Origin of the sequence: Enterobacter cloacae complex sp. IR5403 (genome assembly GCF_049238705.1) — a bacterium.
Lineage (GTDB): Bacteria > Pseudomonadota > Gammaproteobacteria > Enterobacterales > Enterobacteriaceae > Enterobacter > Enterobacter hormaechei_C.
This window is the reverse complement of the sequence record NZ_JBMKHP010000012.1, coordinates 68,489-95,124: the sequence shown is the minus strand read 5'-3', so window position 1 is coordinate 95,124 and position 26,636 is coordinate 68,489. Positions and strand designations below refer to the sequence as shown.

At 58.7% G+C, this 26,636-nt stretch carries 26 protein-coding genes; 6 read left to right on the top strand and 20 right to left on the bottom strand.

What is annotated here, in order from left to right; genetic code table 11:
- Positions 1-60 precede the first annotated feature (60 nt).
- Positions 61-1,806 (bottom strand): gamma-glutamyltransferase, encoded by a 1,746-nt coding sequence (ggt, locus tag ACOTW6_RS16370; protein ID WP_213789363.1) that lies wholly within the window; start codon positions 1,804-1,806, stop codon positions 61-63.
- Between the two features lie 122 nt (positions 1,807-1,928).
- Between ggt and ACOTW6_RS16365 the strand changes: the two genes are divergently transcribed.
- Positions 1,929-2,300: a DUF2756 family protein gene (locus tag ACOTW6_RS16365; protein WP_015571465.1), complete on the top strand. Its 372-nt coding sequence runs from the start codon at positions 1,929-1,931 to the stop codon at positions 2,298-2,300.
- On the opposite strand, the gene ugpQ is transcribed toward ACOTW6_RS16365, so the two are convergent.
- The 10 genes from ugpQ to livK form a co-directional block, all read right to left on the bottom strand.
- Positions 2,290-3,030: a glycerophosphodiester phosphodiesterase gene (gene ugpQ, locus ACOTW6_RS16360; RefSeq protein WP_045336146.1), complete on the bottom strand. Its 741-nt coding sequence runs from the start codon at positions 3,028-3,030 to the stop codon at positions 2,290-2,292. The genes ACOTW6_RS16365 and ugpQ overlap by 11 nt on opposite strands.
- Positions 3,027-4,097 carry a sn-glycerol-3-phosphate import ATP-binding protein UgpC gene (locus tag ACOTW6_RS16355; RefSeq protein WP_015571467.1) on the bottom strand — a complete coding sequence of 357 codons (1,071 nt, stop codon included), beginning with the start codon at positions 4,095-4,097 and terminating at the stop codon, positions 3,027-3,029. Before ACOTW6_RS16355 ends, ugpQ begins: the two co-directional genes overlap by 4 nt.
- Position 4,098: 1 nt before the next feature.
- The gene (gene ugpE, locus ACOTW6_RS16350; protein ID WP_015571468.1) at positions 4,099-4,944 is read right to left on the bottom strand and encodes a sn-glycerol-3-phosphate ABC transporter permease UgpE; all 846 of its coding nucleotides are present in this window, start codon (positions 4,942-4,944) and stop codon (positions 4,099-4,101) included.
- Positions 4,941-5,828, bottom strand: a complete 888-nt coding sequence (ugpA, locus tag ACOTW6_RS16345; RefSeq protein WP_003861551.1) for a sn-glycerol-3-phosphate ABC transporter permease UgpA — start codon at positions 5,826-5,828, stop codon at positions 4,941-4,943. Before ugpA ends, ugpE begins: the two co-directional genes overlap by 4 nt.
- 153 nt (positions 5,829-5,981) lie before the next feature.
- Positions 5,982-7,298 (bottom strand): sn-glycerol-3-phosphate ABC transporter substrate-binding protein UgpB, encoded by a 1,317-nt coding sequence (gene ugpB, locus ACOTW6_RS16340; protein ID WP_063134121.1) that lies wholly within the window; start codon positions 7,296-7,298, stop codon positions 5,982-5,984.
- Positions 7,299-7,544: 246 nt separating this feature from the next.
- Positions 7,545-8,258, bottom strand: coding sequence for a high-affinity branched-chain amino acid ABC transporter ATP-binding protein LivF (gene livF / locus ACOTW6_RS16335; RefSeq protein ID WP_032649744.1), 714 nt, complete (start codon positions 8,256-8,258; stop codon positions 7,545-7,547).
- A gap of 1 nt (position 8,259) precedes the next feature.
- Positions 8,260-9,024, bottom strand: coding sequence for a high-affinity branched-chain amino acid ABC transporter ATP-binding protein LivG (gene livG / locus ACOTW6_RS16330; protein ID WP_213789362.1), 765 nt, complete (start codon positions 9,022-9,024; stop codon positions 8,260-8,262).
- Positions 9,021-10,298: a high-affinity branched-chain amino acid ABC transporter permease LivM gene (locus ACOTW6_RS16325; protein ID WP_003861542.1), complete on the bottom strand. Its 1,278-nt coding sequence runs from the start codon at positions 10,296-10,298 to the stop codon at positions 9,021-9,023. Before ACOTW6_RS16325 ends, livG begins: the two co-directional genes overlap by 4 nt.
- Positions 10,295-11,221: a high-affinity branched-chain amino acid ABC transporter permease LivH gene (gene livH, locus ACOTW6_RS16320; protein WP_003861540.1), complete on the bottom strand. Its 927-nt coding sequence runs from the start codon at positions 11,219-11,221 to the stop codon at positions 10,295-10,297. The genes ACOTW6_RS16325 and livH overlap by 4 nt, the downstream gene beginning before the upstream one ends.
- A 46-nt stretch (positions 11,222-11,267) precedes the next feature.
- Complete coding sequence (gene livK, locus ACOTW6_RS16315; RefSeq protein ID WP_023295547.1) at positions 11,268-12,377, bottom strand: high-affinity branched-chain amino acid ABC transporter substrate-binding protein LivK; 1,110 nt, start codon at positions 12,375-12,377, stop codon at positions 11,268-11,270.
- Positions 12,378-12,801: 424 nt separating this feature from the next.
- Here livK and panM point away from each other — a divergent pair, with 424 nt between their 5' ends.
- Positions 12,802-13,185 (top strand): aspartate 1-decarboxylase autocleavage activator PanM, encoded by a 384-nt coding sequence (gene panM, locus ACOTW6_RS16310; protein WP_003861532.1) that lies wholly within the window; start codon positions 12,802-12,804, stop codon positions 13,183-13,185.
- Between the two features lie 117 nt (positions 13,186-13,302).
- Here panM and livJ read toward each other — a convergent pair whose 3' ends face one another.
- From livJ to ftsY, 6 genes are all read right to left on the bottom strand, one after another.
- Entirely contained in the window at positions 13,303-14,403 is a 1,101-nt protein-coding gene (livJ, locus tag ACOTW6_RS16305) for a branched chain amino acid ABC transporter substrate-binding protein LivJ (protein WP_015571474.1), read from the bottom strand.
- Between the two features lie 197 nt (positions 14,404-14,600).
- Positions 14,601-15,866 (bottom strand): 4-aminobutyrate--2-oxoglutarate transaminase, encoded by a 1,266-nt coding sequence (locus ACOTW6_RS16300; protein ID WP_213789361.1) that lies wholly within the window; start codon positions 15,864-15,866, stop codon positions 14,601-14,603.
- A 136-nt stretch (positions 15,867-16,002) separates the two neighbouring features.
- Complete coding sequence (gene rpoH / locus ACOTW6_RS16295) at positions 16,003-16,860, bottom strand: RNA polymerase sigma factor RpoH (RefSeq protein WP_000159624.1); 858 nt, start codon at positions 16,858-16,860, stop codon at positions 16,003-16,005.
- Positions 16,861-17,110: 250 nt separating this feature from the next.
- Positions 17,111-18,166: a permease-like cell division protein FtsX gene (ftsX, locus tag ACOTW6_RS16290; RefSeq protein WP_017384126.1), complete on the bottom strand. Its 1,056-nt coding sequence runs from the start codon at positions 18,164-18,166 to the stop codon at positions 17,111-17,113.
- The gene (ftsE, locus tag ACOTW6_RS16285) at positions 18,159-18,824 is read right to left on the bottom strand and encodes a cell division ATP-binding protein FtsE (protein ID WP_006812284.1); all 666 of its coding nucleotides are present in this window, start codon (positions 18,822-18,824) and stop codon (positions 18,159-18,161) included. Before ftsE ends, ftsX begins: the two co-directional genes overlap by 8 nt.
- A gap of 2 nt (positions 18,825-18,826) precedes the next feature.
- Complete coding sequence (ftsY, locus tag ACOTW6_RS16280) at positions 18,827-20,287, bottom strand: signal recognition particle-docking protein FtsY (protein WP_062933354.1); 1,461 nt, start codon at positions 20,285-20,287, stop codon at positions 18,827-18,829.
- 126 nt (positions 20,288-20,413) lie between these two features.
- Between ftsY and rsmD the strand changes: the two genes are divergently transcribed.
- Together rsmD and ACOTW6_RS16270 are read left to right on the top strand one after the other, a co-directional pair.
- A complete protein-coding gene (gene rsmD, locus ACOTW6_RS16275) occupies positions 20,414-21,016 on the top strand; it encodes a 16S rRNA (guanine(966)-N(2))-methyltransferase (protein WP_015571477.1) in 603 nt (200 codons plus the stop codon).
- The gene (locus ACOTW6_RS16270; RefSeq protein WP_015571478.1) at positions 21,000-21,281 is read left to right on the top strand and encodes a DUF1145 family protein; all 282 of its coding nucleotides are present in this window, start codon (positions 21,000-21,002) and stop codon (positions 21,279-21,281) included. Before rsmD ends, ACOTW6_RS16270 begins: the two co-directional genes overlap by 17 nt.
- Positions 21,282-21,364: 83 nt before the next feature.
- Here the strand turns inward: ACOTW6_RS16270 and ACOTW6_RS16265 are convergent, their stop codons facing one another.
- Positions 21,365-21,724 (bottom strand): DUF2500 domain-containing protein, encoded by a 360-nt coding sequence (locus ACOTW6_RS16265; protein WP_017384123.1) that lies wholly within the window; start codon positions 21,722-21,724, stop codon positions 21,365-21,367.
- A 129-nt stretch (positions 21,725-21,853) separates the two neighbouring features.
- Between ACOTW6_RS16265 and ACOTW6_RS16260 the strand changes: the two genes are divergently transcribed.
- Positions 21,854-22,480 (top strand): lysoplasmalogenase, encoded by a 627-nt coding sequence (locus ACOTW6_RS16260; protein WP_003861515.1) that lies wholly within the window; start codon positions 21,854-21,856, stop codon positions 22,478-22,480.
- Between the two features lie 76 nt (positions 22,481-22,556).
- The gene (zntA, locus tag ACOTW6_RS16255) at positions 22,557-24,728 is read left to right on the top strand and encodes a Zn(II)/Cd(II)/Pb(II) translocating P-type ATPase ZntA (RefSeq protein WP_062933353.1); all 2,172 of its coding nucleotides are present in this window, start codon (positions 22,557-22,559) and stop codon (positions 24,726-24,728) included.
- Positions 24,729-24,827: 99 nt separating this feature from the next.
- Here the strand turns inward: zntA and ACOTW6_RS16250 are convergent, their stop codons facing one another.
- Both ACOTW6_RS16250 and ACOTW6_RS16245 read right to left on the bottom strand, forming a co-directional pair.
- Positions 24,828-26,114, bottom strand: coding sequence for a TRAP transporter large permease (locus tag ACOTW6_RS16250; protein WP_015571481.1), 1,287 nt, complete (start codon positions 26,112-26,114; stop codon positions 24,828-24,830).
- 10 nt (positions 26,115-26,124) lie between these two features.
- Positions 26,125-26,634, bottom strand: coding sequence for a TRAP transporter small permease (locus ACOTW6_RS16245; RefSeq protein WP_003861278.1), 510 nt, complete (start codon positions 26,632-26,634; stop codon positions 26,125-26,127).
- Between the last annotated feature and the right edge of the window lie 2 nt (positions 26,635-26,636).

The window sequence follows — 26,636 nt, the reverse complement described above, 5'->3', positions numbered from 1 at the left end:
ACCCGGCCTACGTTCGTGCCGTTCCAGGCCCGGTAAGCGCAGCGCCACCGGGCAAAAAAATCAATACCCTGCCGTCAAATCATCCACCGAACGCGGGTCCGATGCGCCAAACAGCGCCCCGTCCGGCCCGACCATAATGCTCTGGGTGCTGCCCATCGCCTCCTTCACCGCCACCTTCTGCCCGCGCTGCTCAAGCAGCTTGAGGGTGTCCGGGCTAAAGCCCTTCTCCACGCGCAACTCGTCCGGCAGCCACTGGTGGTGGAAACGCGGCGCATTGGTCGCTTCGGCGACGTTCATCCCAAAGTCGATACTGTTCACCACCATTTGCAGCACGGTTGTGATAATCCGGCTCCCGCCAGGGCTGCCGGTCACCAGCCAGGTTTTGCCGTCTTTCACCACAATGGTGGGCGACATGGACGACAGCGGGCGCTTCTTCGGCCCGACCGCATTCGCATCGCCGCCGACCAGCCCGTAGACGTTCGGCACGCCCGGTTTGGCGGAGAAGTCATCCATCTCGTTGTTCAGCAAAATGCCGCTGTTGCCCGCCACAATCCCGGTGCCGAAGGTGGTGTTAAGCGTGTACGTCACCGCCACCGCGTTACCGTCTTTATCCACCACCGAGAAATGGGTGGTCTGGTTACTTTCATACGGCGCCAGCTTGCCCGGGCGGATCTCGCTCGACGGTTTAGCCTTATTGATGTCGATCTCGTCGGCAATCGATTTGGCATACGCTTTGTTGGTCAGCGCCTGCCAGGGCACCTTCACGAAGTCCGGATCGCCAAGGTATTCCGAGCGGTCAGCGTAGGCGCGCTTTTCCGCCTCCGCCATCACCTGCATGGCGTCCGCACTGCCGAAGCCGAACTTGTGCATATCGAAGTTTTCCAGAATATTGAGGATCTGCACGATGTGAATGCCCCCGGAGGACGGCGGCGGCATGGAGAAGACCTCGTAGCCGCGATAGGTACCGCTAATCGGCTCGCGCTCCACCGCCTTATATTCCGCCAGATCCGCTTTGGTGATCAGCCCGCCGTTCTTCTGCATCTCACCGGCAATCTGATCGGCAATCGGCCCCTTATAGAAGGCGTCCGGTCCGTTTTCGGCAATCAGTTCGAGACTTTTTGCGAGGTTCTTCTGCACCAGCTTATCGCCCTTCTTCAGCGGCTCGCCGTCTTTCCAGAAGATAGCCTTGCTGCTCTCATGATTGGGAATAACTTCGCTGCCGTAGGTTTTGAGGTCGTCCGCCAGCGCGTCGTTGACGACGAAGCCGTCGCGCGCCAGCTTGATGGCAGGCTGCACCACTTTATTCAGCGGCAGCGTGCCGTATTTTTCCAGCGCCAGCGAGAAGCCCGCAACGGTGCCCGGCGTGCCGGAGGCAAGGTGCGAGGTCAGGGATTTTTTACTGTCCGGATTGCCCTGATCGTCGAGGAACATATCGCGGGAGGCCTGGTTCGGCGCCATCTCACGGAAGTCGATGGCCGTGGTTTTACCGTCTTTGGTGCGCAGCATCATAAACCCGCCGCCGCCCAGGTTCCCCGCCTGTGGATGCGTCACCGCCAGCGCATATCCCACCGCGACCGCCGCATCCACCGCGTTACCGCCCTGCTTAAGAATATCGACGCCCACCTGCGTTGCCAGCGCGTCCACCGAGGCCACCATGCCGTGCGTCGCCCGCACGGGGTGAAAAACATCCTCCTCCACGCCGTAAGAGACCGGAGGAGCGGCGGGTGGGTTGGCCGCCACGGTAAATGTGCCGCCTGCCATCAGCGCAGCGATGGCAACCCAGCGCAAAAAGGTTGGTTTCATCATTATTGTTCTCCAGGTGAAGGGGTCCATATTCCCCGCTTAAGCCTGGTTCACAACTCTTAAAAAATCATCGTTATGCCGGAATCAGGGTAAACTTAAGAGAAGCCTCAAAGGAGGAGATAACCATGAAACGATTACTGATCCTGACCGCGCTGCTTCCGTTCGCCGCGCTCGCACAGCCAATCAACACCCTGAACAACCCGAACCAGCCGGGCTACGTCATCCCGAGCCAGCAGCGTATGCAGACGGAGATGATGAGCCAGCAACAGCAGCAGAAAGGGATGCTCAATCAGCAGTTAAAAACGCAGACCCAGGTGCAGCAGCAGCACCTGCAAAACCAGATGAATACCAACACCCAGCGCGTGCAGCAGGGCCAGATGCTTGAACAGCCGCTGCCAAACTCAAACGGTGGGATGTTAGGAGGCGGGGTATCGCAAAGCAGCGGTCAGCAGCACATGCTGCCGACCCAGCAGAACGGCAGTATGCTTAATAAATAAAGTTCGGCCCGATCTGGTCAATCGCATCGGTACAGATGCTGTCCACGCCCCAGCGCAGCAGCTCGGCTGCACGCTGGGGTTTGTTGACGGTATACACCAGGATATGCAGACCGGCCTCCTTCAACAGCGTCACGCGCGCTTCATCCAGCAGCTTATGGTTGAGGTGGATCGACACGCAGCCTAAGCGGGTCGTCAGCGCGCGCCAGTCTTCTCGCCACGCATCCAGCAGCAGCCCGCGCGGCAACTCCGGAACGGCGGCCTGTGCAGCTTCCAGCGCGTCGATGTCAAACGACGATAACAGCGGTGCGGTCATCCCTTCCCACAGCTCGCGCGCGGCAAGGGCAATCACTTTACCCGTCAGCGGCCCGGTGCCGGTGGTCGGTTTGATTTCGATATTGGCCATCATGCCGTGTTGACGACAGCGGTCTGCCACTTCCGCCAGCAGCGGCAGCGGCTCGCCTTTAAATTCGCCGCTGAACCAGCTTCCGGCGTCCACCTTCAGCAGGTCACGCCACGGCAGTTCGCCAGCCACGCCCCAGCCGTTGCTGGTGCGTTCGAGGTTGTCGTCGTGCAGCAGGAAAATTTCGCCGTCCTTCGACAGCTTGGCGTCGAACTCGATCATCGTGTGGCCGTAGCGCGCGCCAACGTCAATTGCCGCCAGGGTGTTTTCCGGCGCCAGTTTACCGCCGCCACGGTGGGCGACGATGTGGGGGTAAGGCCAGTTGCTCATACTCGTTGTCCTGTTTCACCGTCAAATAAGTGCAGGTGATTTTCCGGCATATGCAGCCACAGCGTGCTGCCTGCCTTCGGGCGCTCCTGATGCGGCAGGCGCACCACCAGCTTTTGCTCGCCCCAGCGCCCGTGCGCCAGGTTGTCTGCGCCCAGCATCTCCAGCGTGTCCATCACCAGCGGCACGCCGCCGTCCGCCTGAGACGTCAAACCAATATGCTCCGGGCGGATACCGAGCGTCATCTTACGCCCGGCGTAGCCACGATAGTACCAGTTGATCGGCAACGCCATCCCGCTTTCCAGCTCGAAGTGGGTTCCCGCCGTATTGATCCGCCCGTCCAGCAGGTTCATCGCCGGGCTGCCGATAAAGCTCGCCACAAAACGGCTGGCCGGTTTTTCGTAGACCTCCACCGGGGTGCCAATCTGCTCGGCGATGCCTTTGTTCATCACCATCACGCGCTGGGCGAGGGTCATGGCTTCAACCTGATCGTGGGTCACATAGAGGGACGTGGTTTTCAGGCGGCGATGCAGCTGCTGTAGCTCAAGGCGCATCTGCACGCGCAGTTTGGCGTCGAGGTTTGACAGCGGTTCGTCGAACAGAAATACCGCCGGATCGCGCACGATGGCGCGCCCCATCGCCACGCGCTGACGCTGGCCGCCGGAAAGCTCGCGCGGGCGACGCTTGAGCAGGCCGTCCAGCTCCAGAATGCGCGCGGCCTCTTTCACCCGCTCGTCGATATGGCCTTTGCCCATACCGCGAATTTTCAGCCCCCAGGCCATGTTCTCTTCCACGCTCATGTGCGGATAGAGGGCATAGTTCTGGAATACCATCGCGATGCCGCGATCTTTGGGTTCCATCTCGGTGACGCGCTGGCGGTCAATCCAGATATCCCCGGACGTTACGCGCTCCAGCCCCGCCACCATACGCAGCAGCGTGGATTTGCCGCAGCCGGACGGGCCGACCATCACGATAAATTCCCCGTCCGCCACGTCAAGCGTCAGCGGCTGAATGACCTGGGTTTTGCCGTCCCAGCTTTTGGTTACTGCCTGTAATTTTAAACCTGCCATCTTATTTCTCGCTATCGACCAGGCCGCGGACAAACGCGCGCTGCATGGCTAAAACAATGACTACGGGTGGGATAAGGGTGAGCAGCATCGCCGCCATCACCTGGTTCCAGAGGGTGGTGCCTTCGCCGGTGGCGATCATGCCTTTGATGCCTGCCACGGCGGTGCCGAGGTTGACGTCCTGAACGATCAGCAGCGGCCACAGATACTGGTTCCAACCGTAGATAAAGGTGATCACAAACAGTGCCGCGAGGTTGGTTTTCGACAGCGGCAGCACGATGTCGCGGAAGAAGCGCATCGGCGAGGCCCCATCGATGCGCGCGGCTTCAATCAGCTCGTCCGGCAGGGTCATAAAGAACTGGCGGAACAGGAAGGTGGCGGTCGCCGAGGCCATCAGCGGCAGGGTTAAGCCCGCGTAGCTGTCGAGCATCTTCAGGTTGGCGATCACTTCCACCGTCGGGAAGATACGCACCTCTACCGGCAGCATCAGGGTGATGAAAATCATCCAGAAAAACAGGTTACGCAGCGGAAAGCGGAACCAGACGATGGCAAACGCTGAGAGCATCGACACCGTAATTTTACCGACCGTAATGCCAAACGCCATGATGAAGCTGTTGAGCATCATCAGCCAGAACGGCGCGCTGTTAGCGCCCACGCCCTGGGTCCAGATAGTTTTCATGTTCTCGAACAGATGCCCGCCTGGGATCAGCGTCATCGGCGTGTCGAACACCGCTTTGGTGTCCAGCGTGGCGGCGACGAAGGCCACGTACAGTGGGAACAGGATGACGATAATCCCTAAAATCAGCATGGTATGGCTGAAAATCGTCAGCCCGCGACGGTTCTCAATCATTGGTAGCGCACCTTACTTTCGACATAGCGGAACTGCACCACCGTGAGGATGATGACGAGGAACATCAGCACCACGGACTGCGCGGCAGAGGCGGAGAGATCAAGCCCGGCAAAGCCTTCGCGGTAGATCTTGTAAATCAGCGTGGTGGTCGCCTGCACCGGACCGCCCGCGGTGGCGGCGTCGATCACCGGGAAGGTGTCGAAGAAGGCGTACACGAGGTTCACCACCAGCAGGAAAAAACTCACCGGGGCGATCAGCGGCAGCGACAGGCGGAAGAAGCGGCGCACCGGCCCTGCGCCGTCGATGGCGGCGGCCTCCACCAGCGAACGCGGGATAGACTGTAGCGCGGCAAAGAAAAACAGGAAGTTATAGCTGATCTGCTTCCACACCGAGGCGAACACCACCAGGAACATCGCCTGACCGCTGTTCTGAGCGTGGTTCCAGTCGTAGCCAAACTCGCCCAGGAAGTGGGTAATCAGCCCGCGCCCCGGGTTAAACAGGAAGATCCACAGCACGGCGGCGACGGCGGGAGCCACGGCGTAGGGCAGCAGCATCAGGGTCTGATACAGACGGCTGCCCCGTACCACGTAATCCACCAGCGCGGCGAAAAACAGTGACGCGACAAGACCGCTCACGGTGACCAGCGCACTGAATTTGATCGTCGTCCAGAAAGAGTCCAGGTAGTAGCTGTCGTGGAACAGCGCGGTAAAGTTGTCCAGCCCGACAAACTGGCTGGAAAGCCCGAACGGATCGACGCTTTGTACCGAGTACCACAGCGCTTCGCCCGCAGGCCAGATAAAGAAGATAACGGTGATGACCAGTTGCGGCGCGACCAACAGGTACGGCAGCCAGCGGGAACGGAACACCGGACGGGATGAGGACATTGAGATTTGGTTCCTGAACAGTGCCGGGTGGCGGCTACGCCTTACCCGGCCTACAAATATTTCTCCCTCTCCCCGTGGGAGAGGGTTGGGGTGAGGGCATCAGCCCGCACGATCCCCGTAGGCCCGGATCGCTACGCGCCACCGGGCATTTTTTTACGATTTCGTCGACTGCTCAAAGCGGCGCAGCAGCTGATTCCCGCGCTCTACCGCAGCGTCCAGCGCCTGCTGTGGGGTTTTCTTCCCGGTCCAGACGCTTTCCAGCTCTTCATCGACGATGGTGCGGATCTGCGGCATGTTGCCCAGGCGCAGGCCTTTGGTGAACGGCAACGGCGGCTTGTTCAGCATCTGGCGCGTCGCGATGTCTGCGCCCGGGTTCTTGCTGTAGAAGCCCTGCTCGCGGGTCAGGTCGTATGCGGCTTTGGTGATCGGCAGATAGCCGGTCTTCTGGTGCCATTCGGCGGCGTTTTCCGGCTTCGCCAGGAAGTCGAGGAACTCAGCCACGCCTTTGTAGGTGCCGTTGTCTTTACCCTGCATCACCCACAAGCTCGCCCCGCCGATGATGGCGTTCTGCGGCGCGCCCTTCACGTCGGCATCATACGGCATCATCCCCACGCCGTAGTTGAATTTGGCGTAGTGACGGATGTCCGCCAGCGAGCCGGACGAGGCGGTGGTAATGGCGCAGTCGCCGTTGTAGAACTTCTCGGTGGATTCGTCTTTACGCCCGAAGTAGCTGAAGTCGCCCTTCTTGTTGAGTGCTTCCAGCAGCGCGATGTGCTTCACCTGCTCCGGCTTGTTGAACTCCAGCACCGCGTCGGTGCCGTCGAAACCGTTGTTTTTGGTCGCAACCGGCAGGCCGTGCCAGGCGCTGAAGTTTTCAATCTGGATCCAGCCCTGCCAGCCGCTGGCGTAGCCGCACTTCATCCCCGCCGCTTTCAGCTTCGCGGTGTACTCCGCCAGATCCTGCCAGGTTTTTGGCGGCTGCTCCGGATCTAAACCGGCTTTTTTGAAGGCGTCTTTGTTGTAGTACAGCACAGGCGTGGAGCTGTTAAACGGCTGGGACAGCAGGTGCCCGGTTCTGGAATCGGTGTAGTAACCCGCTACGGTCGGCACGAACTGGGATTCGTCGAAGTTGATGCCCGCTTCTTTGAACACTTCATACACCGGCTTGATGGCTTTGGAGGCCATCATGGTGGCGGTGCCCACTTCATAAACCTGTAACAGCGCAGGCGCGTTGCCGGTACGGAAGGCGGCGATGCCCGCGCTCAGGCTCTGCTCGTAGTTACCTTTGTACACCGGCACAATTTTGTAATCCGGGTGGGTGTCGTTGAAACGCTGCGCCAGGGAGTCAACCTCTTTACCCAACTCCCCTTCCATGGAATGCCAGAACGGAATGGTGGTCACAGCCATTGCGTTCGTCGCAAAAGCCAGACCCAGTGCCAGACCCAAAGCTGTGTGTCGTAACGATGTCATTGTCATCTCTCTTATTGTGCCGGATGCGCGATATCACGCGTTTTATGCTCGCGAGGTAACATGACATGCTCGAATGACAGAAAAATAACTGTTTGTTTACAGATAAGTGACAGCCAGGCGTCAGGGGGATGATGGTTGTGTGAAGGGGGTTAATATGAAAAAAGCCGGGTGGCGGCTGCGCCTTACCCGGCCTACTCGATCCCTGTAGGCCCGGTAAGCGCAGCGCCACCGGGCAACACAGACGGCTTAGCCTCCGAGGTACGCGCTCCGCACCGCTTCGTTCGCCAGCAGCGCATCGCCGGTATCCTCCAGCACCACGCGCCCGTTCTCCAGCACATAGCCGCGGTCAGCGAGCTTCAGCGCCTGGTTAGCGTTCTGCTCGACGAGGAAGATGGTCATCCCCTCTTTGCGCAGCTGCTCGATGGTGTCGAAAATCTGCTGGATGATGATCGGCGCAAGACCAAGCGACGGCTCGTCCAGCAGCAGCAGGCGCGGCTGGCTCATCAGCGCGCGGCCAATCGCCAGCATCTGCTGCTCGCCGCCGGACATGGTGCCCGCTCGCTGAATACGACGCTCCCACAGGCGCGGGAAGAGTTCGTACACCCACTTGATGCGGGTCTGGAATTCATCCCGATGGGCGAAGAAACCGCCCATCGCCAGGTTCTCTTCCACCGTCATGCGGGAGAATACGCGGCGCCCTTCCGGGACAATCGCCACCGCTTCACGCATGATCTTAGCCGTCTGCCAGTCGGTAATATCTTTGCCGTCAAACACAATCCGCCCGCTGGTGGCGCGCGGGTCGCCGCACAGGGTGCCGAGCAGCGTGGTTTTCCCCGCGCCGTTGGCGCCAATCAGGGTGACGATTTCTCCCTGATTGATGTGCAGGCTGACGTCGTGCAGCGCCTGGATCTTGCCGTAGTGCGCGTTGACCTTGTCGAACGTTAACATCGCTTTTTCCATCTTATGCCTCACCAAGGTATGCGCGGATCACGTCCGGGTTGTTGCGGATCTCTTCCGGCGTGCCGTTCGCCAGCGGCGTGCCCTGGTTTACCACATAGATACGGTCCGAAATGCCCATCACCAGCTTCATGTCATGCTCAATCAGCAGAATGGTGGTGTCGTGATGATCGCGCAGCTCGGCAATCAGCTCGTCCAGCTCTTTGGTCTCTTTCGGATTGAGACCTGCCGCTGGTTCGTCGAGCATCAGGATCTCCGGCTGGGTCACCATGCAGCGCACGATCTCAAGGCGACGCTGATCCCCGTAAGCGAGGTTGCTCGCCTGACGGTTGGCGTGCTGGAGCAGGCCGATACGGTCGAGCCAGGTCGCGGCGCGATCGAGTGCCTCCTCCTGCGTGCGGCGGAAGGCCGGGGTTTTCAGCAGGCCGGAGAAGAGGCCGGTTTTCAGCTGCTGATGTTGCGCCACCAGCAGGTTCTCAATCACCGTCATCTCGCGGAACAGACGTACGTGCTGGAAGGTACGCACCACGCCCATGCGGGCAATCTGCTGGCCCGGCAGCCCTTCAAGGTGCTGGTCGCGCAGCATGATGGTGCCGCCCGTCGGCTTGTAGAAGCCGGTCAGGCAGTTGAAGACCGTGGTTTTTCCCGCGCCGTTCGGACCAATCAGGGAGACAATATCTTTCTTGTGCAGATCCAGATTTACATTGTTGACCGCCAGCAGGCCGCCAAAACGCATCATCAGGCCGTTAACGGATAATAAAGGCTTCATGCCTGCTCTCCTTTCGCCTGCGTGCGTTTCAGCTTCAGCTGTGGACGGGTCATCGGCAGCAGACCCTGCGGACGCCAGATCATCATCAGCACCATCAAACCACCCAGCATTAACATGCTGTATTCGTTAAAGTCGCGCATCAGCTCGCGGGAGACCACCAGCAGAATGGCGGCGAGGATCACGGCGAACTGCGAGCCCATCCCGCCCAGCACCACAATCGCCAGTACAAAGGCCGACTCGGCAAAGGTGAACGATTCCGGGCTGACGAAGCCCTGACGTGCGGCAAACAGCGTCCCGGCGAAACCGGCAAACGCGGCGCTGATGGTAAATGCGGTCAGCTTGATGCGGGTCGGGTTCAGGCCCAGGGAGCGGCAGGCGATCTCATCTTCGCGCAGCGCTTCCCACGCGCGGCCCAGCGGCATGCGCAGCAGACGGTTGATCACGAACAGGGTAATCACCACCAGCAGCAGCGCCACCAGATAGAGCCAGATCACGCGGTCGGACGGATCGTATTTGATGCCAAAGAAGTTGCTGAAGGTATCCCAGCCGCCTTCACGGGCGGTACGGCTGAACTCCAGGCCGAAGAAGGTCGGTTTCGGGATCTGGCTGATGCCGTTCGGACCGCCGGTCACTTCGGTATTGTTGAGCAGCAGAATACGGACGATTTCGCCGAAGCCTAAGGTCACAATCGCCAGATAGTCACCGCGCAGGCGCAGCACCGGGAAGCCGAGCAGGAAGCCCGCCGCGGCAGAGACCAGCCCCGCCAGCGGCAGACAGGTCCAGAAGCCGAGGCCGTAATAGTGGTTCAGCAGCGCGAAGGTGTACGCGCCGATGGCGTAGAAGCCGCCGTAGCCCAGCACCAGCAGGCCAGACAGCCCCACCACCACGTTCAGACCCAGCCCCAGAATCACGTAGATCATGGTCAGGGTGGCAATATCCACCGTCCCGCGCGATACCATAAACGGCCACGCCACGGCAGCCACCAGCAGCGCCACAAGGAACAGCTTCTGTTTCACCGTTGTACCGTCGATCGCCGGCAGGACGAATTTCGGCCCGGAGACGTTTTTCAGCGTCTTCTGGAACAGCGGACGCAGCAGCTGGAACAGGAACACCACAGCGGTGCCGATAAACACCCACTGCCAGCGGATGTCGGGAGCGGTATCCACCACCAGCTTTGTGCCGTCCAGTCCTAACTGGACGCCCATAAAGACGCCCGCCAGGACGAAGAACATGGCGGCAGAGAGCAGCGCCATCGCAAAATGCATCGGTTTCATACTTTCTCTACCTCCGGACGGCCCAGAATGCCGGTAGGCATGACCAGCAGAACCAGAATCAGCAGGGCAAACGACACCACATCTTTATATTCGGTGCTCAGGTACGCCGAGGAGAGCGCTTCGGCCACGCCCAGGATCAGGCCGCCGATCATCGCGCCCGGAATGCTGCCGATGCCGCCCAGAACCGCGGCGGTGAAGGCTTTCATCCCGGCCATAAAGCCGATGTACGGGTTGATTACGCCGTAGAACTGGCCGAGCAACACGCCAGCCACCGCCGCCATCGCTGCGCCGATCACGAAGGTCAGGGCAATCACGCGGTCGGTGTTAATCCCGAGCAGGCTCGCCATCTTCAGATCTTCCGCGCAGGCGCGGCAGGCGCGTCCCATGCGGGAGTAGCGGATGAACAGCGTCAGGGCCAGCATCGCGATAAAGGTCACAACCCAGATCACCAGCTGCATGGTGGTGACAGAGGCGGAGAAGTTTTCACTGGCCCCCACAATCCACTGGCCGTTAAACAGGCTAGGCAGCGCCACGTCGCGCGAGCCTTCGGTCAGGCTGACGTAGTTTTGCAGAAAAATGGACATCCCGATGGCGGAGATCAGCGCGATCAGGCGTTTGGAGCTGCGCACCGGCCGGTAGGCCACCCGTTCAATACTCCAGCCGTAGGCGCTGGCGATCACAATCGCGCCGACAAACCCGGCGGCCACCAGCAGCCAGCTGCTGTCGATGCCCATCATCATCAGCGCGGCGATAATCATAAAGGAGACGTAGCTACCGATCATGTACACCTCGCCGTGGGCGAAGTTGATCATGCCGATAATGCCGTAAACCATCGTGTAGCCGATGGCGATCAGCGCGTAGGTGCTTCCCAGCGTGACGCCGTTAAACATCTGCTGCAAGAAGTAGAGAAACTGCTCGGACATAAGAAAACCTTTTTATACCCGCCCGGTGAGCCGGGCGGTGGGATGATTATTTGGCGACCGAGGAAGACCCGTCGGCGTGCCACTTAAAGACACCAAACTCAAATCCCTTCAGATCGCCTTTCTCATCCCAGTTCAGCGGCCCAATCACGGTGTTCGCCCCGTGTGCTTTTAAATCTTTCACCAGATCCAGCGGCTCTTTACTGCCGGTACGGTCCAGCGCGGTGGCCAGAGACTGCACGGCCGCGTAGGTGATCCAGACGTACGGACCGCTCGGATCTTTCTTCTGCGCCTTGAGCGCATCCACGATAGCCTTATTCGCCGGATCCTGGTCATAGCGTTTTGGCATCGTCACCAGCATGCCTTCGGCAGAATCGCCCGCGATGTTGGACAGGGAGGCATTACCGACGCCCTCTGGCCCCATAAACTGGGTTTTCAGGCCGGTGGCGCGCGCCTGGCGCAGCATCTGCCCCATTTCCGGGTAGTAGCCGCCGTAGTAAACGAAGTCGATATTCTCTTTTTGCAGGCGGGCGATCAGCGCGGAGAAGTCTTTCTCACCGGCGGTAATGCCGTCGAAGAAGACGATGTTTGCGCCGCCTTTTTTCAGGCCATCCTGCACGGAACGCGCCAGGCCTTCGCCGTACTGCTGCTTATCATGAATGATGGCGATACGCTGCGGCTTAACGGTTTCGAGGATGTATTTGGCGGCGGTTGGCCCCTGAGAGGAGTCCAGACCGGCGGTACGCATGATGTGCTGGTAGCCGCGCTGGGTCAGTTCCGGGTTGGTGGCACCCGGGGTGATCATCAGAATGCCTTCGTCTTCGTAGATATCAGACGCTGGCTGCGTGGAGGAAGAACACAGGTGCCCGATGACGTACTGGATACCGTCGTTAACGATTTTGTTGGCGACCGCGACGGCCTGTTTAGGATCGCAGGCGTCGTCATACTCCACGCCTACCAGCTTGTCGCCTTTGATGCCGCCTTTGGCGTTGATATCTTTGATGGCCTGACGCGCGCCGTTGAACTCCATGTCACCCCACTGGGCAACAGGGCCGGACATCGCCCCCACTACCGCAACTTTAATGTCGTCTGCCATAGCGGCATGCGAGATCGACAGTGCGACCATCCCCGCGATTAACGTCTTCGCGTTCCTTTTCATCTCTGAATCCCCATTCGTGATGTCGTGTTTATATTTTGTTTTATTATGGTTAAAAAGCATTCTGTACTTTTAATGAACAACGCTATTTTTACCAGTGCCTTTAATGGTTTAGCGCAGTTTTTTGTCAAAAACCAGACTAAAATCTCTATTTTTCAGGCGATTAAGCAAAGATAATATTCTGAAATCAGGCGGAGATAAACAAATAAAAGCGCAGTTGGCAGCATAAAATAACGGTACAAAGCGCCGAATAAATCACTGCCCTTCAGGTTAAAATTCTGCTTATTTTTCGATCCATGTGTTTTCAAACTGCCCATCGCGCTGCCAAAAAACTAATCACCTGGTAAATGGGAAGAAAAAGAGAAAGCGCCTGAGCAAATAAATTGAGTACACTGGCCCTACTCTTTTTGATTTGGACAAGCAGCTAATGAAACTGACTATCGTGCGTCTGGTGACCTTTAGCGACCAGGATCATATCGACCTGGGCAAGATCTGGCCGGAATATTCCCCTTCATCGCTGGCCGTCGATGAAAACCACCGCATCTATGCCGCGCGTTTTAATGAACGTCTGCTGGCCGCCGTCCGCGTAACGCTGAGCGGCACGGAAGGGGCGCTGGACTCCCTGCGCGTGCGCGACGTGACCCGTCGTCGCGGGGTCGGGCAGTATTTGATTGAAGAGGTGATCCGTGAAAACCCGAGCGTAACCTCCTGGTGGATGGCCGACGTGGGCGTAGAGGATCGCGGCGTGATGGCGGCGTTTATGCAGGCGTTAGGGTTTACGGCGCAGGCGAACGGGTGGGAGAAGCGCTAGATCTGTGCGGCCTGATACCCTCACCCCGGCCCTCTCCCTAAGGGAGAGGGAGAAAACCGGGTAATCCCCTCTCCCCGTGGGAGAGGGTTAGGGTGAGGGCATCAACCCGCACCAGCATTATTTGGCATCAGTAGCAGTGCCATTGGCATGCCAGTCAAACACGCCGAACTCGAAGCCCTTCAAATCGCCCTTCTCATCCCAGGACAGCGGCCCCATCACGGTTTCCACCGAGTTCGCTTTCAGCCAGGTGGCAATCTCCGCCGGATCGGCTGACTGGTTCAGGCCCGCTTGCAGAGACTGCAACGCTGCGTAGGTGGTCCAGACGAACGCACCGCTTGGATCCTGTTTCTTCGCCTTGATGGCATCGACAACAGGTTTGTTCGCAGGCACCTGGTCGTAGTTCTTCGGCTTGGTCACCAGCAGCCCTTCAGCTGATTCACCCGCGATGTTAGACAGGGAAACGTTCGCGACACCTTCTGGCCCCATGAACTGCGTCTTCAGACCCGCCGCACGCGCCTGGCGCAGGATCTGCCCCATTTCCGGGTGGTAGCCGCCGTAGTAAACGAAATCGATATTTTCTTTCTTCAGACGCGCGACCAGGGTCGAGAAGTCTTTCTCACCGGCGGTGATACCGTCAAAGAACACCACGTTGGCGTTCGCTTTTTTCAGGTTATCCTGCACCGCACGGGCCAGGCCTTCGCCGTACTGCTGTTTATCATGAACAATTGCGATGCGCTGTGGCTTCACTTTTTCCACGATGTATTTCGCGGCGGTTGGCCCCTGATCGGAGTCCAGACCGGTGGTGCGCAGGATCAGCTTATAGCCGCGCGCGGTCAGCTCTGGCGCCGTCGCGGCCGGCGTGATCATCAGAATGCCTTCGTCTTCATAGATGTCAGACGCGGGCTGGGTGGAAGAGGAGCACAGGTGACCGATAACGTATTTGATCCCGTCGTTTACCACTTTGTTCGCCACCGCGACCGCCTGTTTCGGGTCACAGGCATCGTCATATTTTACGATTTGCAGCTTTTCGCCCTTGATGCCGCCCTTGGCATTAATGTCTGCAACCGCCTGTTCCGCGCCGGTAAATTCCTGGTCGCCGTACTGTGCTACCGGACCGGACATCGCGCCCACCACGGCCACTTTAATATCGGCCTGGGCCATAGTGCTGAATGCCAACGCGATACATCCTGCCAGTAACGCTTTACCCTTCATGTTCATCCTGAGATTCCCCATTATTATGGTTATAACGATTGTTGTGATGTTGTTGTGTAGCGCTTTATTTCAGTTATAGGCGTGCTGTTCGCGCTTTTTCAGCATACTCTGCTAAAACATACCCCATTTTTATGATTTTGGAATAGCTAATTTGAAATGAAAATATGATAAGCCCGACCGTCATTTCAGCCGGGCTTTTGGCTTTATCGTGTCAGCGAGGCGGAAATAATGTCCAGCGCTTTACGGAACTGCGCTTCGGGGATGGTGAGCGGGTAGAGGAAGCGAATAACGTTGCCGTAAACGCCGCAGCTCAGGAGCAGCAGCCCTTCGTTCAACGCGCGCTCCTGAACCTGACGGGTAAATTCCGGCGACGGCTGTCCGGTTTGCGGATCGCTAAATTCCACCGCCACCATCGAGCCCTGCCCACGGATATCGGCGATATACGGACAACCATCCTTCGCTTTATTCAGCACCTCGACCAGATGATGCCCGAGATGAGACGCGCGGGTGCAGAGATCGTCCTCGTCAATCACATCCAGCACCGCATGGGCCGCCGCAATCGCCAGCGGGTTACCCGCGTAGGTGCCGCCCAGCCCACCCGGGGCGGGCGCATCCATCACCTCCGCCCGGCCAGTGACGGCAGAGAGCGGCATCCCGCCCGCCAGGCTTTTCGCCATGGTGATCAGATCGGGCTTCACGCAGTGGTTTTCCATGGAGAACAGCTTGCCGGTACGGGCGAAGCCGGTTTGCACTTCGTCGGCAATGAGTAAAATCCCATGGGTATCGCACAGGGCACGCAGCGCCTGCATAAAATCAGCGGGCGCGACGTTGAACCCGCCCTCGCCCTGAACCGGTTCAATAATGATTGCCGCCACCTGATCGGGCGCGATATCGGCTTTGAAGATGCGCTCCAGGCTTTTTAGCGCTTCGGCGGTACTCACCCCGTGCAGGCTGTTGGGGAATTGCGCGTGGTACACCGAGCCGGGGAACGGGCCGAAGCCGAGCTTATAGGGCGCCACTTTGCCGGTCAGCGCCATGGTCATAAAGGTACGGCCGTGGAACGCGCCGCCGAAGGTGATAAGGCCGGGACGTCTGGTGTACGCGCGGGCGATTTTCACCGCGTTTTCGACCGCTTCCGCCCCCGTTGAGAAGAAGGCGGTTTTGGCTGGCCCCTCTATGGGTACGCGCTGGTTGATGCGCTCGGCAAGCGCCACATAGCCTTCATAGGGGACGATTTGATAAGCGGTATGGGTAAAGGCGTGAAGCTGTTTTTCGATGGCGGCGATAACTTTAGGATGGCGATGCCCGGTATTCAGCACGGCGATCCCGGCGGCAAAATCAATATACTCATTACCTTCCACGTCCCACACCGTGGCGTTTTCGGCTTTATCGGCATAGAAGTTACACATGACGCCGATACCGCGCGGCGTCGCCTGTAAACGCCGGTCGTTCAGTTCATTATTTTTCACCCTGTCACCCTCTGAAAGTCGCCTGCTTAGCGCATCAGTAAGTGTTTGCCAGGGGCAGGGAATTCGCCAGAGCGGGCGCTAAAAAAACAAAACCCCCGAATTTGCATTCGAGGGTTCTCGGTGTACTTCGCGAAAATTACGCTTCGATAGCGGCGCGAAGTTTTTTCATGGCGTTCTTTTCAAGCTGACGCACACGTTCAGCGGAGACGCCGTAGCGGTCGGCCAGTTCCTGCAACGTGGACTTGTTATCTTCGTCCAGCCAGCGGGCACGGATGATATCCTGGCTACGCTCGTCGAGGCCTTCCATCGCGAAGGTCAGCTTGTTCGCCGCCTGGTCTTCCCAGTTATCCTCTTCAATGCCGTCAGCAAAGTTAGAGGTTTTATCCTGAAGATACAGAACCGGGGCCATCGGCTGGCTGTCGGACGCGTCATCGTCGGCAGACATATCAAACGTCATGTCCTGCGCGGCCATACGGGATTCCATCTCGCGGACGTCTTTGCTGGAAACGCCCAGCTCGCGCGCCACCATTTCCACTTCATCCTGATTGAACCAGCCCAGACGCTGCTTGGTTTTACGCAGGTTAAAGAACAGTTTGCGCTGCGCTTTCGTCGTGGCGACTTTCACAATACGCCAGTTACGCAGGACGTATTCGTGAATTTCCGCTTTGATCCAGTGCACGGCGAAGGAGACGAGTCGCACACCCACTTCCGGGTTAAAGCGACGTACCGCCTTCATCAGGCCAATGTTACCTTCCTGAATCAGGTCCGCCTGCGGCAGGCCGTAGCCCGCATAATTACGAGCAACGTGAACAACAAAGCGCAGGTGAGACAGGATCAGCGTTTTAGCTGCTTCCAGATCGCCCTGGTAATGCAGCTTTTCAGCAAGCTCCTTTTCTTCCTCAGCCGTTAACATCGGCCAGGTGTTCGCAGCCCGGATGTAAGATTCCAGGTTACCAACAGGGGCTAAAGCTAAAGTTTGCATTTCTTTGGTCATTCATTCCTCTCAATGTTTCTTCTGGTCCAGGTTGTCCCCGTCAGGCAACAACCATGCCAAAGCGTTTGAGCAACGAGATTAGCATTCACTCTTTTATCAGACAGTGATTTTATCCACAAGTTCCAGGTGCAACAGTGAATAAATTACGCACAAAATGTGACATGAAGATGATTACAGGGGAAGAGACAACAGGGACGCTTTCCCTGCAAGCGAACATCTCGGTGCAGGGAAAGATTATATCACGCTTTTATTAGTCGGGAGTAAAGTGGCGTAAATGTTGAACCGTTGCCAGCCATGCCGCCACCCAGCCGATCATGGAGCACACCAGCAGCAACAGCAGGCACTCATCGAAACCTAAGCCACTGATATCAAACTTAGTTCCGAAAACCTGCGCCACCTCGGTGACGGCTGACGACAACCGCATCACCAAAATTTCTGACAAAATCAATGAAAGAAATGCACCAGAAAAACCTAATAACGCGCCGCCGTAAAGGAACGGGCGGAGGATGAAACCATCCGTTGCGCCAATCAGTTTCTGCACGTTGATGGTATCGCGACGGGCGAAGATGCTCAGGCGCACGCTGTTACCAATGACGAGGAACACCGCCGCCACCATCAGCACGCCGATCATCGCCGACACGCGTCCTACCAGCCCGGTCAGGGCGGCAAGACGGGCAAACCAGCTGTCGTCCATGCGCACTTCATCAATCCCGTTGATGCGGGTAATGCGGTCGCGCAGGGTGTTGAGCGAATCCGTGCCCTGGAAATCGAGTTTCGGGATCACCACCGCCACGGCGGGCAGCGGGTTCTCTTCAAGCATATCCAGCGCGCCGCCGAACCCAGACCAGTTGCGGAACTCGCCTAGCGCTTCATCGCGGGAAAGGTAGTTCACCTTCTCCACGCCCTGTTCGGCCTGAATCTGCCCCACCACCTGCGCCGCCGCGTTATCGTCGAGGGCTTTATCCAGATAAACGGTGATCTGCGGTGACGGATAGTACTGGGACGCCGCCTGGTTTACGTTTTTGTAAACCATGTAGCAGACGCTGGGCAGCGTCAGGGAGATGGCAATCACCATCACCGTCAGGAACGTCGCCAGCGGTTTGCTTTTCAGATCCTGCAACGCGCCCTGGAAGGCATACCGCACCTGCTCGTTAAAGACGTTGGTTTTGCGGGAGTTCGGTTTCGGTGCCGCTTTGGCACGCTTAGGCGCATTGCGATTGCCGTCCCCGCCGCCCTGAGGCTTGCGGAAACGGTCAAACCGGTTGCTGAACTGCCGAATCTGGTTCATTGCATCACGCTTATTCACCGTGGCCTCCGTGCAAATGCCCGTCGCTCAGGGTCAGCATGCGGTACGAACGACGGGAAATCAGCCCCATGTCGTGCGTCGCCATCAGTACCGTGACCCCTACGCGGTTGAATTCCTCAAACAGACGCAAAATCCCTTCAGAGAGGGCATCGTCCAGGTTACCGGTCGGTTCATCCGCCAGCAAAACGGCAGGCTTGTTCACCACCGCACGGGCAATCCCCACACGCTGCTGTTCACCGCCGGAGAGCTGGATCGGGAAGTTCTTCGCTTTGTCCAGCAGCCCGACCTTATCCAGCGCCGCGGAGACGCGACGGCGGATATCGTCATAGCTGGCACCGGCAATAATCAGCGGGATCGCCACGTTATCGAAAACCGTGCGATCCATCAGCAGGTGGTGATCCTGGAAAATCATGCCAATCTGACGACGCAGGAACGGCACTTCACGGTTCTTAAGACGGCTAATTTCATGGCCGCTGAACCAGATTTTCCCGGCGCTTGGCCGCTCGATCCCACAGATCAGCTTGAGCAGGGTACTTTTCCCCGCGCCGGAATGGCCGGTCAGGAATGCCATCTCGCCTGGCTGGAGGTGGAATGTCACCCCCTGTAGCGCTTGTCTCCCGCCGAGATAGGCCTTGCTGACGTGTTCAAAGCGAATCATTGTTAGTCCTCTCGGGCAAATAGTGCCTCAATAAAGTCGTCCGCTTTAAACGGACGTAAATCCTCAATACGCTCGCCCACACCGATGTAACGGATAGGAATGCCGAACTGGTCGGCCACGGAGAAGATCACCCCGCCTTTCGCGGTGCCGTCCAGCTTGGTCAGCGTGATCCCGGTCAGGCCTACCGCTTCATGGAACAGCTTCGCCTGGCTGATGGCGTTCTGTCCGGTGCTGGCGTCGATAGTCAGCATAATTTCATGCGGTGCATCTTCGTCCAGCTTCTTCATGACGCGAACGATTTTCTTCAGCTCTTCCATCAGGTGCGATTTGTTCTGCAAACGCCCTGCGGTATCCGCAATCAGCACGTCCACGTTACGCGACTTCGCCGCCTGGATGGCATCGAAAATCACGGAGGCGGAATCCGCGCCGGTGTGCTGGGCAATAACCGGAATATTGTTGCGCTGGCCCCACACCTGGAGCTGTTCCACCGCTGCCGCACGGAAGGTATCGCCCGCCGCCAGCATCACCGATTTGCCCTGCTGCTCAAACTGGCGCGCCAGCTTGCCGATGGTGGTAGTTTTGCCCACGCCGTTGACGCCAACCATCAGGATAACAAACGGCATTTTGCCTTCAATATTAAGCGGTTCGTCAACTTTTGCGAGAATTTCACCCATCTCGTCTTTCAGCAGGCCGTACAGCGCCTCGGCGTCACGCAGCTGTTTGCGGCTCGCCCCTTCGGTCAGGTTGGCGATGATCTTCCGGGTGGTTTCCACGCCCACGTCCGCAATCAGCAGCTGCTCTTCCAGCTCCTCAAACAGATCGTCGTCGATCTTTTTGCCACGGAACAGACTGATAAATCCGGAACCTAAGTTTTCTTTGGTTTTGAGCAGGCTGCGCTTCAGGCGCGCGAAGAAACCTTCTTTGGTCGGTTTTTCCTGCTCCTGAACGATCTCTTCTTCGGCCTGCTCGTCCACCGGCACGACAATGACCGCTTCTTCAGCCGCTTCCGCCGCCAGCGCCTGGGCTTCAAGCTCTTCGTCGGTCAGCTCTGGCTCAAGGGCCGCTTCTTCTTCCACCGCCTCAACAATTTCAACGGTTTCCGCTTCGGCCTGCCACTCTTCGGCAGAAACCTCTTCGGCTTTCACCTCTTCCGGCAGCGGCAGTTCTTCGTGTTCGATAGTGGCCTGCGGCGCTTCGTTAAGGGTTTCTACGATAACCGGCTCTGGTTTTTCGCTCTCCTGAAACTGTTCAGTAACCTCAACCACCTCTTCGGCAAAGGATTCAATCTCTTCTTTGCTGTGTGCTGGCTCTTCCGCTTCGACAACCGCAGCGGTTTCGACAGGCGTTTCAGGCTGTGACGACTCTTCTACAACCTGCTGTTCTTCGGTTTTCTGTTCTGTTTCTTGCTCTTTTTCACCGAAACCCAACCAGGAAAAGAAGCCACGTTTTTTTTGTTTTGCCATCTGCGACTACACTCCTCGCGGCGCTATATACAGGGAAGCTAAAAAAATGATGAAATAGTCTAACACTTTACTTAATTGACATCACCGCCCGCAATCGCAGGGCATTGTTAACAGAGCTTTCCTGAGATGAAGAAACCCACCCGCGCCCCGGCCGGTCAAATTCGCATTATCGGCGGCCAGTGGCGAGGCCGGAAATTACCGGTGCCGGACAGCCCCGGTTTACGCCCCACCACGGACCGCGTTCGCGAGACGCTGTTTAACTGGCTCGCCCCGTCTATGGTAGACGCCAACTGCCTGGACTGCTTCGCCGGAAGCGGTGCATTAGGGCTGGAAGCGCTGTCGCGTTATGCCGCCAGCGCCACGCTGCTGGAGATGGAGCGCGGCGTCGCGCAGACGTTGCAGCAAAATCTGGCTACGCTGAAGGCAACCAACGCGAAAGTGGTGAATACCAACACGCTGAGCTTCCTCGCCCAACAGGGGACGCCGTTCAACGTGGTGTTTGTTGACCCGCCGTTCCGTAAAGGGCTGCTGGAAGAGACATTATCGTTGCTGGAAAAAAATGGCTGGCTGGCAGACGACGCGCTGATTTACGTTGAAAGCGAAGTGGAAAATGGCCTGCCGCCCGTTCCCGTTCACTGGGATCTGCACCGCGAGAAGGTCGCCGGCCAGGTGGCTTATCGTCTGTATCACCGTCAGGCACAAGGAGGATCCGATGCCAGTACTGATTAACGTAGGGCGCGTACTGATGCTGGGCGTCTGGGCATTTTTGATTTTGAATCTGGTGCACCCGTTCCCGCGTCCGCTGAATATCTTTATTAACGTGGCGCTGATTTTTACCGCGTTCATGCATGCCTTGCAGATGGTGATGCTGAAAAACGGTCTGCCGAAAGATGGCCCACCGATGACCGGCTGGCAGCAGCTGCGGGTGTTTATTTTCGGCGTGTTTGAGCTGCTGGTGTGGATGAAGAAGTTTAAGGCGCAGGTGAAGAAGTAGGCCCCTCACCCTAACCCTCTCCCAGTGGGAGAGGGGACGATTACACCCTCTCCCACTGGGAGAGGGCCGGGGTGAGGGGAAAATTACAGCTCCGGTTCAAAACCTTCAAACCGCGACCCTTTGTAGCTCAGCGTGCCTTTCTCCCCCACCGTCAGCTGGTGGTACTGCTGCGCCTCCAGGCGGAAGGTCATCTCCAGCCCGCCGGTTTCCGGCTTAAAGCTCGCTTCATAGCGCATCGTTGTGCCCGCTGGCGTCACCTGCTGCTGGCGGGAGCGGCGGTCGTTAAGCGGCTTCTCACGCTTGTTCGTCACCACCACGCGCTTTTGCATCAGCGGCGCGGCGTCGTTGTCGGCCTTCTCACGGCGCTGCTGCACGAAGCGAAACGAGGCGGCAATGACGATAATCGCCACCACGATAATGAAAAACAGCGGCATCTTGCTCATTGAAAAATCCCATCAGATTATGCGGAATTCAGGATACCTCGCCTGCCCCGGCATTGCCAAACGCCCGCTCGCGTCACTACACTGGATCAGGAACTGATCATTCAGCCTCAACAGTTACAGGGAGTTAATATGCTTTGGTCATTTATCGCTGTCTGTTTTTCCGCATGGCTTTACGTCGATGCGTCTTACCGTGGCCCAGCCTGGCAGCGCTGGTTGTTTAAACCCGTCACGCTATTACTCCTGCTGTTGCTTGCCTGGCAGGCCCCGATGTTTAACGCCGTTAGCTATCTTGTCCTCGCGGGGCTGTGTGCTTCCCTGATTGGCGATGCCTTAACCCTGCTGCCGCGCCAGCGCCTGCTGTACGCCGTGGGGGCATTCTTCCTGTCGCATCTGCTCTATACCATCTACTTTGCCAGCCAGATGACGCTCTCCTTCTTCTGGCCGCTGCCGCTGGTGCTGCTGGTGATTGGCGCCCTGCTGATCGCGGTGATCTGGTCGCGTCTGGAAGAGATGCGTCTCCCGGTCTGTACGTTTATCGCCATGACGCTGGTGATGGTGTGGCTGGCGGGCGAGCTGTGGTTCTTCCGTCCGACCGCTCCGGCAATGTCTGCGTTCTTCGGTGCCGCACTGTTGCTGTTGGGTAATATCGTCTGGCTGGGCAGCCACTATCGCCGCCGCTTCCGTGCGGATAATGCGATTTCCGCCGCCTGTTACTTTGCCGGACACTTCCTGATTGTGCGTTCGCTGTATATCTAAATAACGCTTGACTCTGGAGTCGACTCCAGAGTGTATGCTGCGGTTAATGAGAAAATTATCATTACCGGAGACTGCCATGTCGACTCCAGAAATACCTAAAAAAGTTCCCCAATTCTCGGCACTTAAGCTCAGCCCGGTTCCGCCAAAAGAGGACTGCTGCTGCGAGGGCGCGTGCGAAACCCGGACCGAAGCGCTGCCTGAAAACGGCAATCACTACAGCTGGGTGGTCAACGGCATGGACTGCGCGGCCTGCGCCCGCAAAGTGGAAAACGCGGTGAAGCAGGTGCCGGGTGTGAACCACGTTCAGGTGCTGTTCGCTACCGAAAAGCTGCTGGTCAGCGCCGAAAACGACGTCAGCAGACAGGTTGAAGCCGCCGTCAGCAAAGCGGGTTATACCCTGCGCAGCGAAACGACGCCCGCAGAAAAAACGTCCCCGCTAAAAGAAAATCTGCCCCTTATCACCCTCATCATCATGATGGCCCTGAGCTGGGGGCTGGAGCAGTTCAACCACCCGTTCGGCAACCTGGCGTTTATCGCCACCACGCTGGTTGGCCTGTTCCCGATTGCGCGTCAGGCGCTGCGTCTGATGAGAAGCGGCAGCTGGTTTGCCATTGAAACGCTGATGAGCGTGGCGGCTATCGGGGCGCTGTTTATTGGCGCGACGGCGGAAGCGGCGATGGTGCTGCTGCTGTTCCTGATCGGCGAACGCCTTGAGGGCTGGGCGGCGAGCCGGGCGCGCAAAGGGGTGAGCGCGCTGATGGCGCTAAAGCCGGAAACCGCCACGCGCGTGATAAACGGTACTCGTGAAACGGTCGCCATCAACACCTTGCGCCCGGGCGACGTGATTGAAGTGCCCGCAGGCGGACGTCTGCCAGCCGATGGGGTCCTCGTTACCGCCACCGCAAGCTTTGACGAAAGCGCCCTGACCGGGGAATCCATCCCGGTAGCGCGTGCGGCGGGTGAAAAAGTGCCTGCGGGCGCCACCAGCGTCGACCGGCTGGTGCAGCTCACCGTGCTTTCTGAACCGGGCGACAGCGCCATCGACCGCATCCTCAGGCTGATTGAAGAGGCCGGGGAGCGCCGCGCGCCGGTCGAACGCTTTATCGATCGCTTCAGCCGGATTTACACCCCCGCCATCATGCTGGTGGCGCTGCTGGTCACCGTCGTCCCGCCGCTGTTTTTCGGCGCGCCGTGGGAGGGCTGGATTTACAAAGGGCTGACGCTGCTGCTGATCGGCTGTCCGTGTGCGCTGGTGATCTCCACCCCGGCGGCGATTACCTCAGGGCTGGCGGCGGCGGCACGTCGCGGGGCGCTGATTAAGGGCGGCGCGGCGCTGGAACAGCTGAGCCAGATTCAGCACATCGCCTTCGATAAAACCGGCACGCTGACCGTCGGCAAGCCGCAGGTGACCGGCGTGTATCCGCAGGACATCAGTGAAGACGCCCTGCTGACGCTGGCCGCTGCCGTGGAGCAGGGTTCCACCCACCCTCTGGCGCAGGCGATTGTGCGTGAAGCGCAGTCGCGCGGGCTGAACATCCCTCCGGCAACGGCCCAGCGAGCGCTGGTCGGGTCAGGGATTGAAGCTGTGGTCGAAGGCAAAAAAGTGCTGATCGCCGCGGCAGGCGCGTTCGCGAATCCACAGGTTGAGGCATTAGAGCAGGCCGGGCAGACGGTCGTTGCCGTGATGCAGGACGGTGTACCGATGGGCATGCTGGCGCTGCGCGACACCCTGCGTGACGATGCGAAAGCCGCCGTCGACGCGCTGCACAGGCTGGGGGTACAGGGCGTGATCCTGACCGGTGATAACCCGCGCGCGGCGGCGGCGATTGCCGGTGAGCTGGGGCTGGCGTTTAAAGCCGGATTACTGCCTGCGGATAAAGTCAGCGCGGTAACCGAGCTGAACGGTCACGCCCCGCTGGCGATGGTCGGGGACGGGATAAACGATGCCCCGGCGATGAAAGCCTCAACCATTGGCATTGCCATGGGCAGCGGCACCGACGTGGCGCTGGAGACCGCCGACGCGGCGCTGACGCACAACCGCCTGACCGGGCTGGCGCAGATGATAGATCTTGCGCGGGCGACGCGGGCCAATATTCGTCAGAACATCGGCATTGCGCTGGGTCTGAAGGGGATTTTCCTGGTCACCACGCTGCTCGGCATGACCGGACTGTGGCTAGCGGTACTGGCGGATACGGGGGCGACGGTGCTGGTCACGGCGAACGCGTTGCGGCTGTTGCGCCGTCGGTAAAAACGCCCGGTGGCGGCTGCGCCTTACCGGGCCTACAACATCTCCGAACCGTAACCGTAGGCCGGGTAAGGCGTAGCCGCCACCCGGCATAAAACGGCGTCACTGCATCCCTAGCACCCCCGGCAACCACAATGATATCGCCGGGATGTACGTCACCATCCCCAGCACCACCAGCAACATACCGTAAAACGGCAGCATCGCCCGCACCACGTGCTCGATCTTCTGCTTACTCACCGCGCTCGCCACGAACAGCACCGAACCGACCGGCGGCGTGATCAGCCCAATCCCCAGGTTCACCATCATGATCATCCCGAAATGCACCGGATCGATCCCCAGCGAGTTGGTCACCGGTAGCAGCACCGGGGTCAGGATCAGGATGATCGGCGCCATGTCCATCAGCGTGCCAATCAGCAGCAGCATGATGTTGAGGTACATCAGGATCACGTATTTGTTATCGGACAGCGACGTGAAGAATTCGGTGATGCGCATCGGCAGCTGCATGTAGGTCATCACCGCGCCAAACGCCGCGGCAAAACCAATCAAAATCATCACGATAGTGACGGTTTTCACCGTGCGGCACATCAGCTTCGGCAGTTCATTCCACTTGTAGTCGCGGTAGATGAACATGGTGACGAAGAACGCCCACAGGCAGGCCACGGCGGCAGATTCGGTCGCCGTGAATATCCCGGACAAGATCCCGCCGAGGATAATCACCACCGTCATCAGCCCCCACAGGGCATCGAGCATGATTTTCAGCGCCTGCCTGAACGGGATTTTGTCCCCCTTCGGATAGCCGCGCTTGCGGGCGAAGCACAGGCAGAGCACCATCAGGCTCACGCCCAGCAGCAGGCCCGGCAGCACGCCCGCGATAAACAGCGTGGCGATGGAGACCGTTCCCCCCGCCGCCAGGGAGTAAATCACCGAGTTGTGGCTGGGTGGGATCAGGATCGCCTGCACCGACCCGCTGGCCGTCACCGCCGCCGCGTATTCGCGCGGATAGCCCTTCTTCTCCATCTCCGGGATCATCACGCTGCCGATAGACGCCGTATCCGCCACCGACGAGCCGGAAATCGCGCCGAAGAACGTTGATGCCACAATGTTCACCAGCGACAGCCCGCCGCGAATAAAGCCGACAAAAACGTACGCGAAGTTAACCAGCCGTCGGGCAATGCCCCCTTCCGCCATGATCGCCCCGGCAAGAATGAAGAACGGGATCGCCAGCAGGGTAAATTTATTCACCCCGCTGGTGATCTGGATCATCAGCGCCTCCAGCGGCAGGTCAATCCACAGCGCGCCCGCCACGGCGCTTAAGCCGACGGCGAAGGCCACCGGCATCCCCAGCGCCAGCAAAATGGCGAGGGTGAATAACAAAACAAACGCATCCATTGTTCACCCCTTAACTGTGATTGCCGATCAGCACGACCGGACGGTTTTCCTGCGAGCCAAACAGCAGGCGTTCAAGCACAAACAGGATCAAAATGGCCGACCCGACAGGCAGCGGCAGATAGCTTTCGCCGGAGGTCAGGAGCGGAAACTCCGCCACCGGCTGCTCCCACAGCTCGACGCACAGCCAGTAGCTGTACCAGCACATCAGGCCGGAGATGAGCAGCATCAGCAGATCCACCACCCGCGCGCACACTCTTTGCAGCGACGCGGGCAGGCGGTCGGTGAGCATGTTGACCGCAATATGCGACCCGGCGCGGTAGCTCACCGCCGCGCCGATAAAGGTAAACGTCACCATGCAGATAATGGCGATCGGCTCCGGCCAGGATTCGCCGCGATTGAGCACATAGCGAGAGAAGATGCCAATGGGGATGACAATCGTCATCACCAGTAGCGAGAGACCCGCCACCACCATGGCGAGCAGGTACAGACGGTCCATCCACTTCAGATAGAGTTCGGACATAC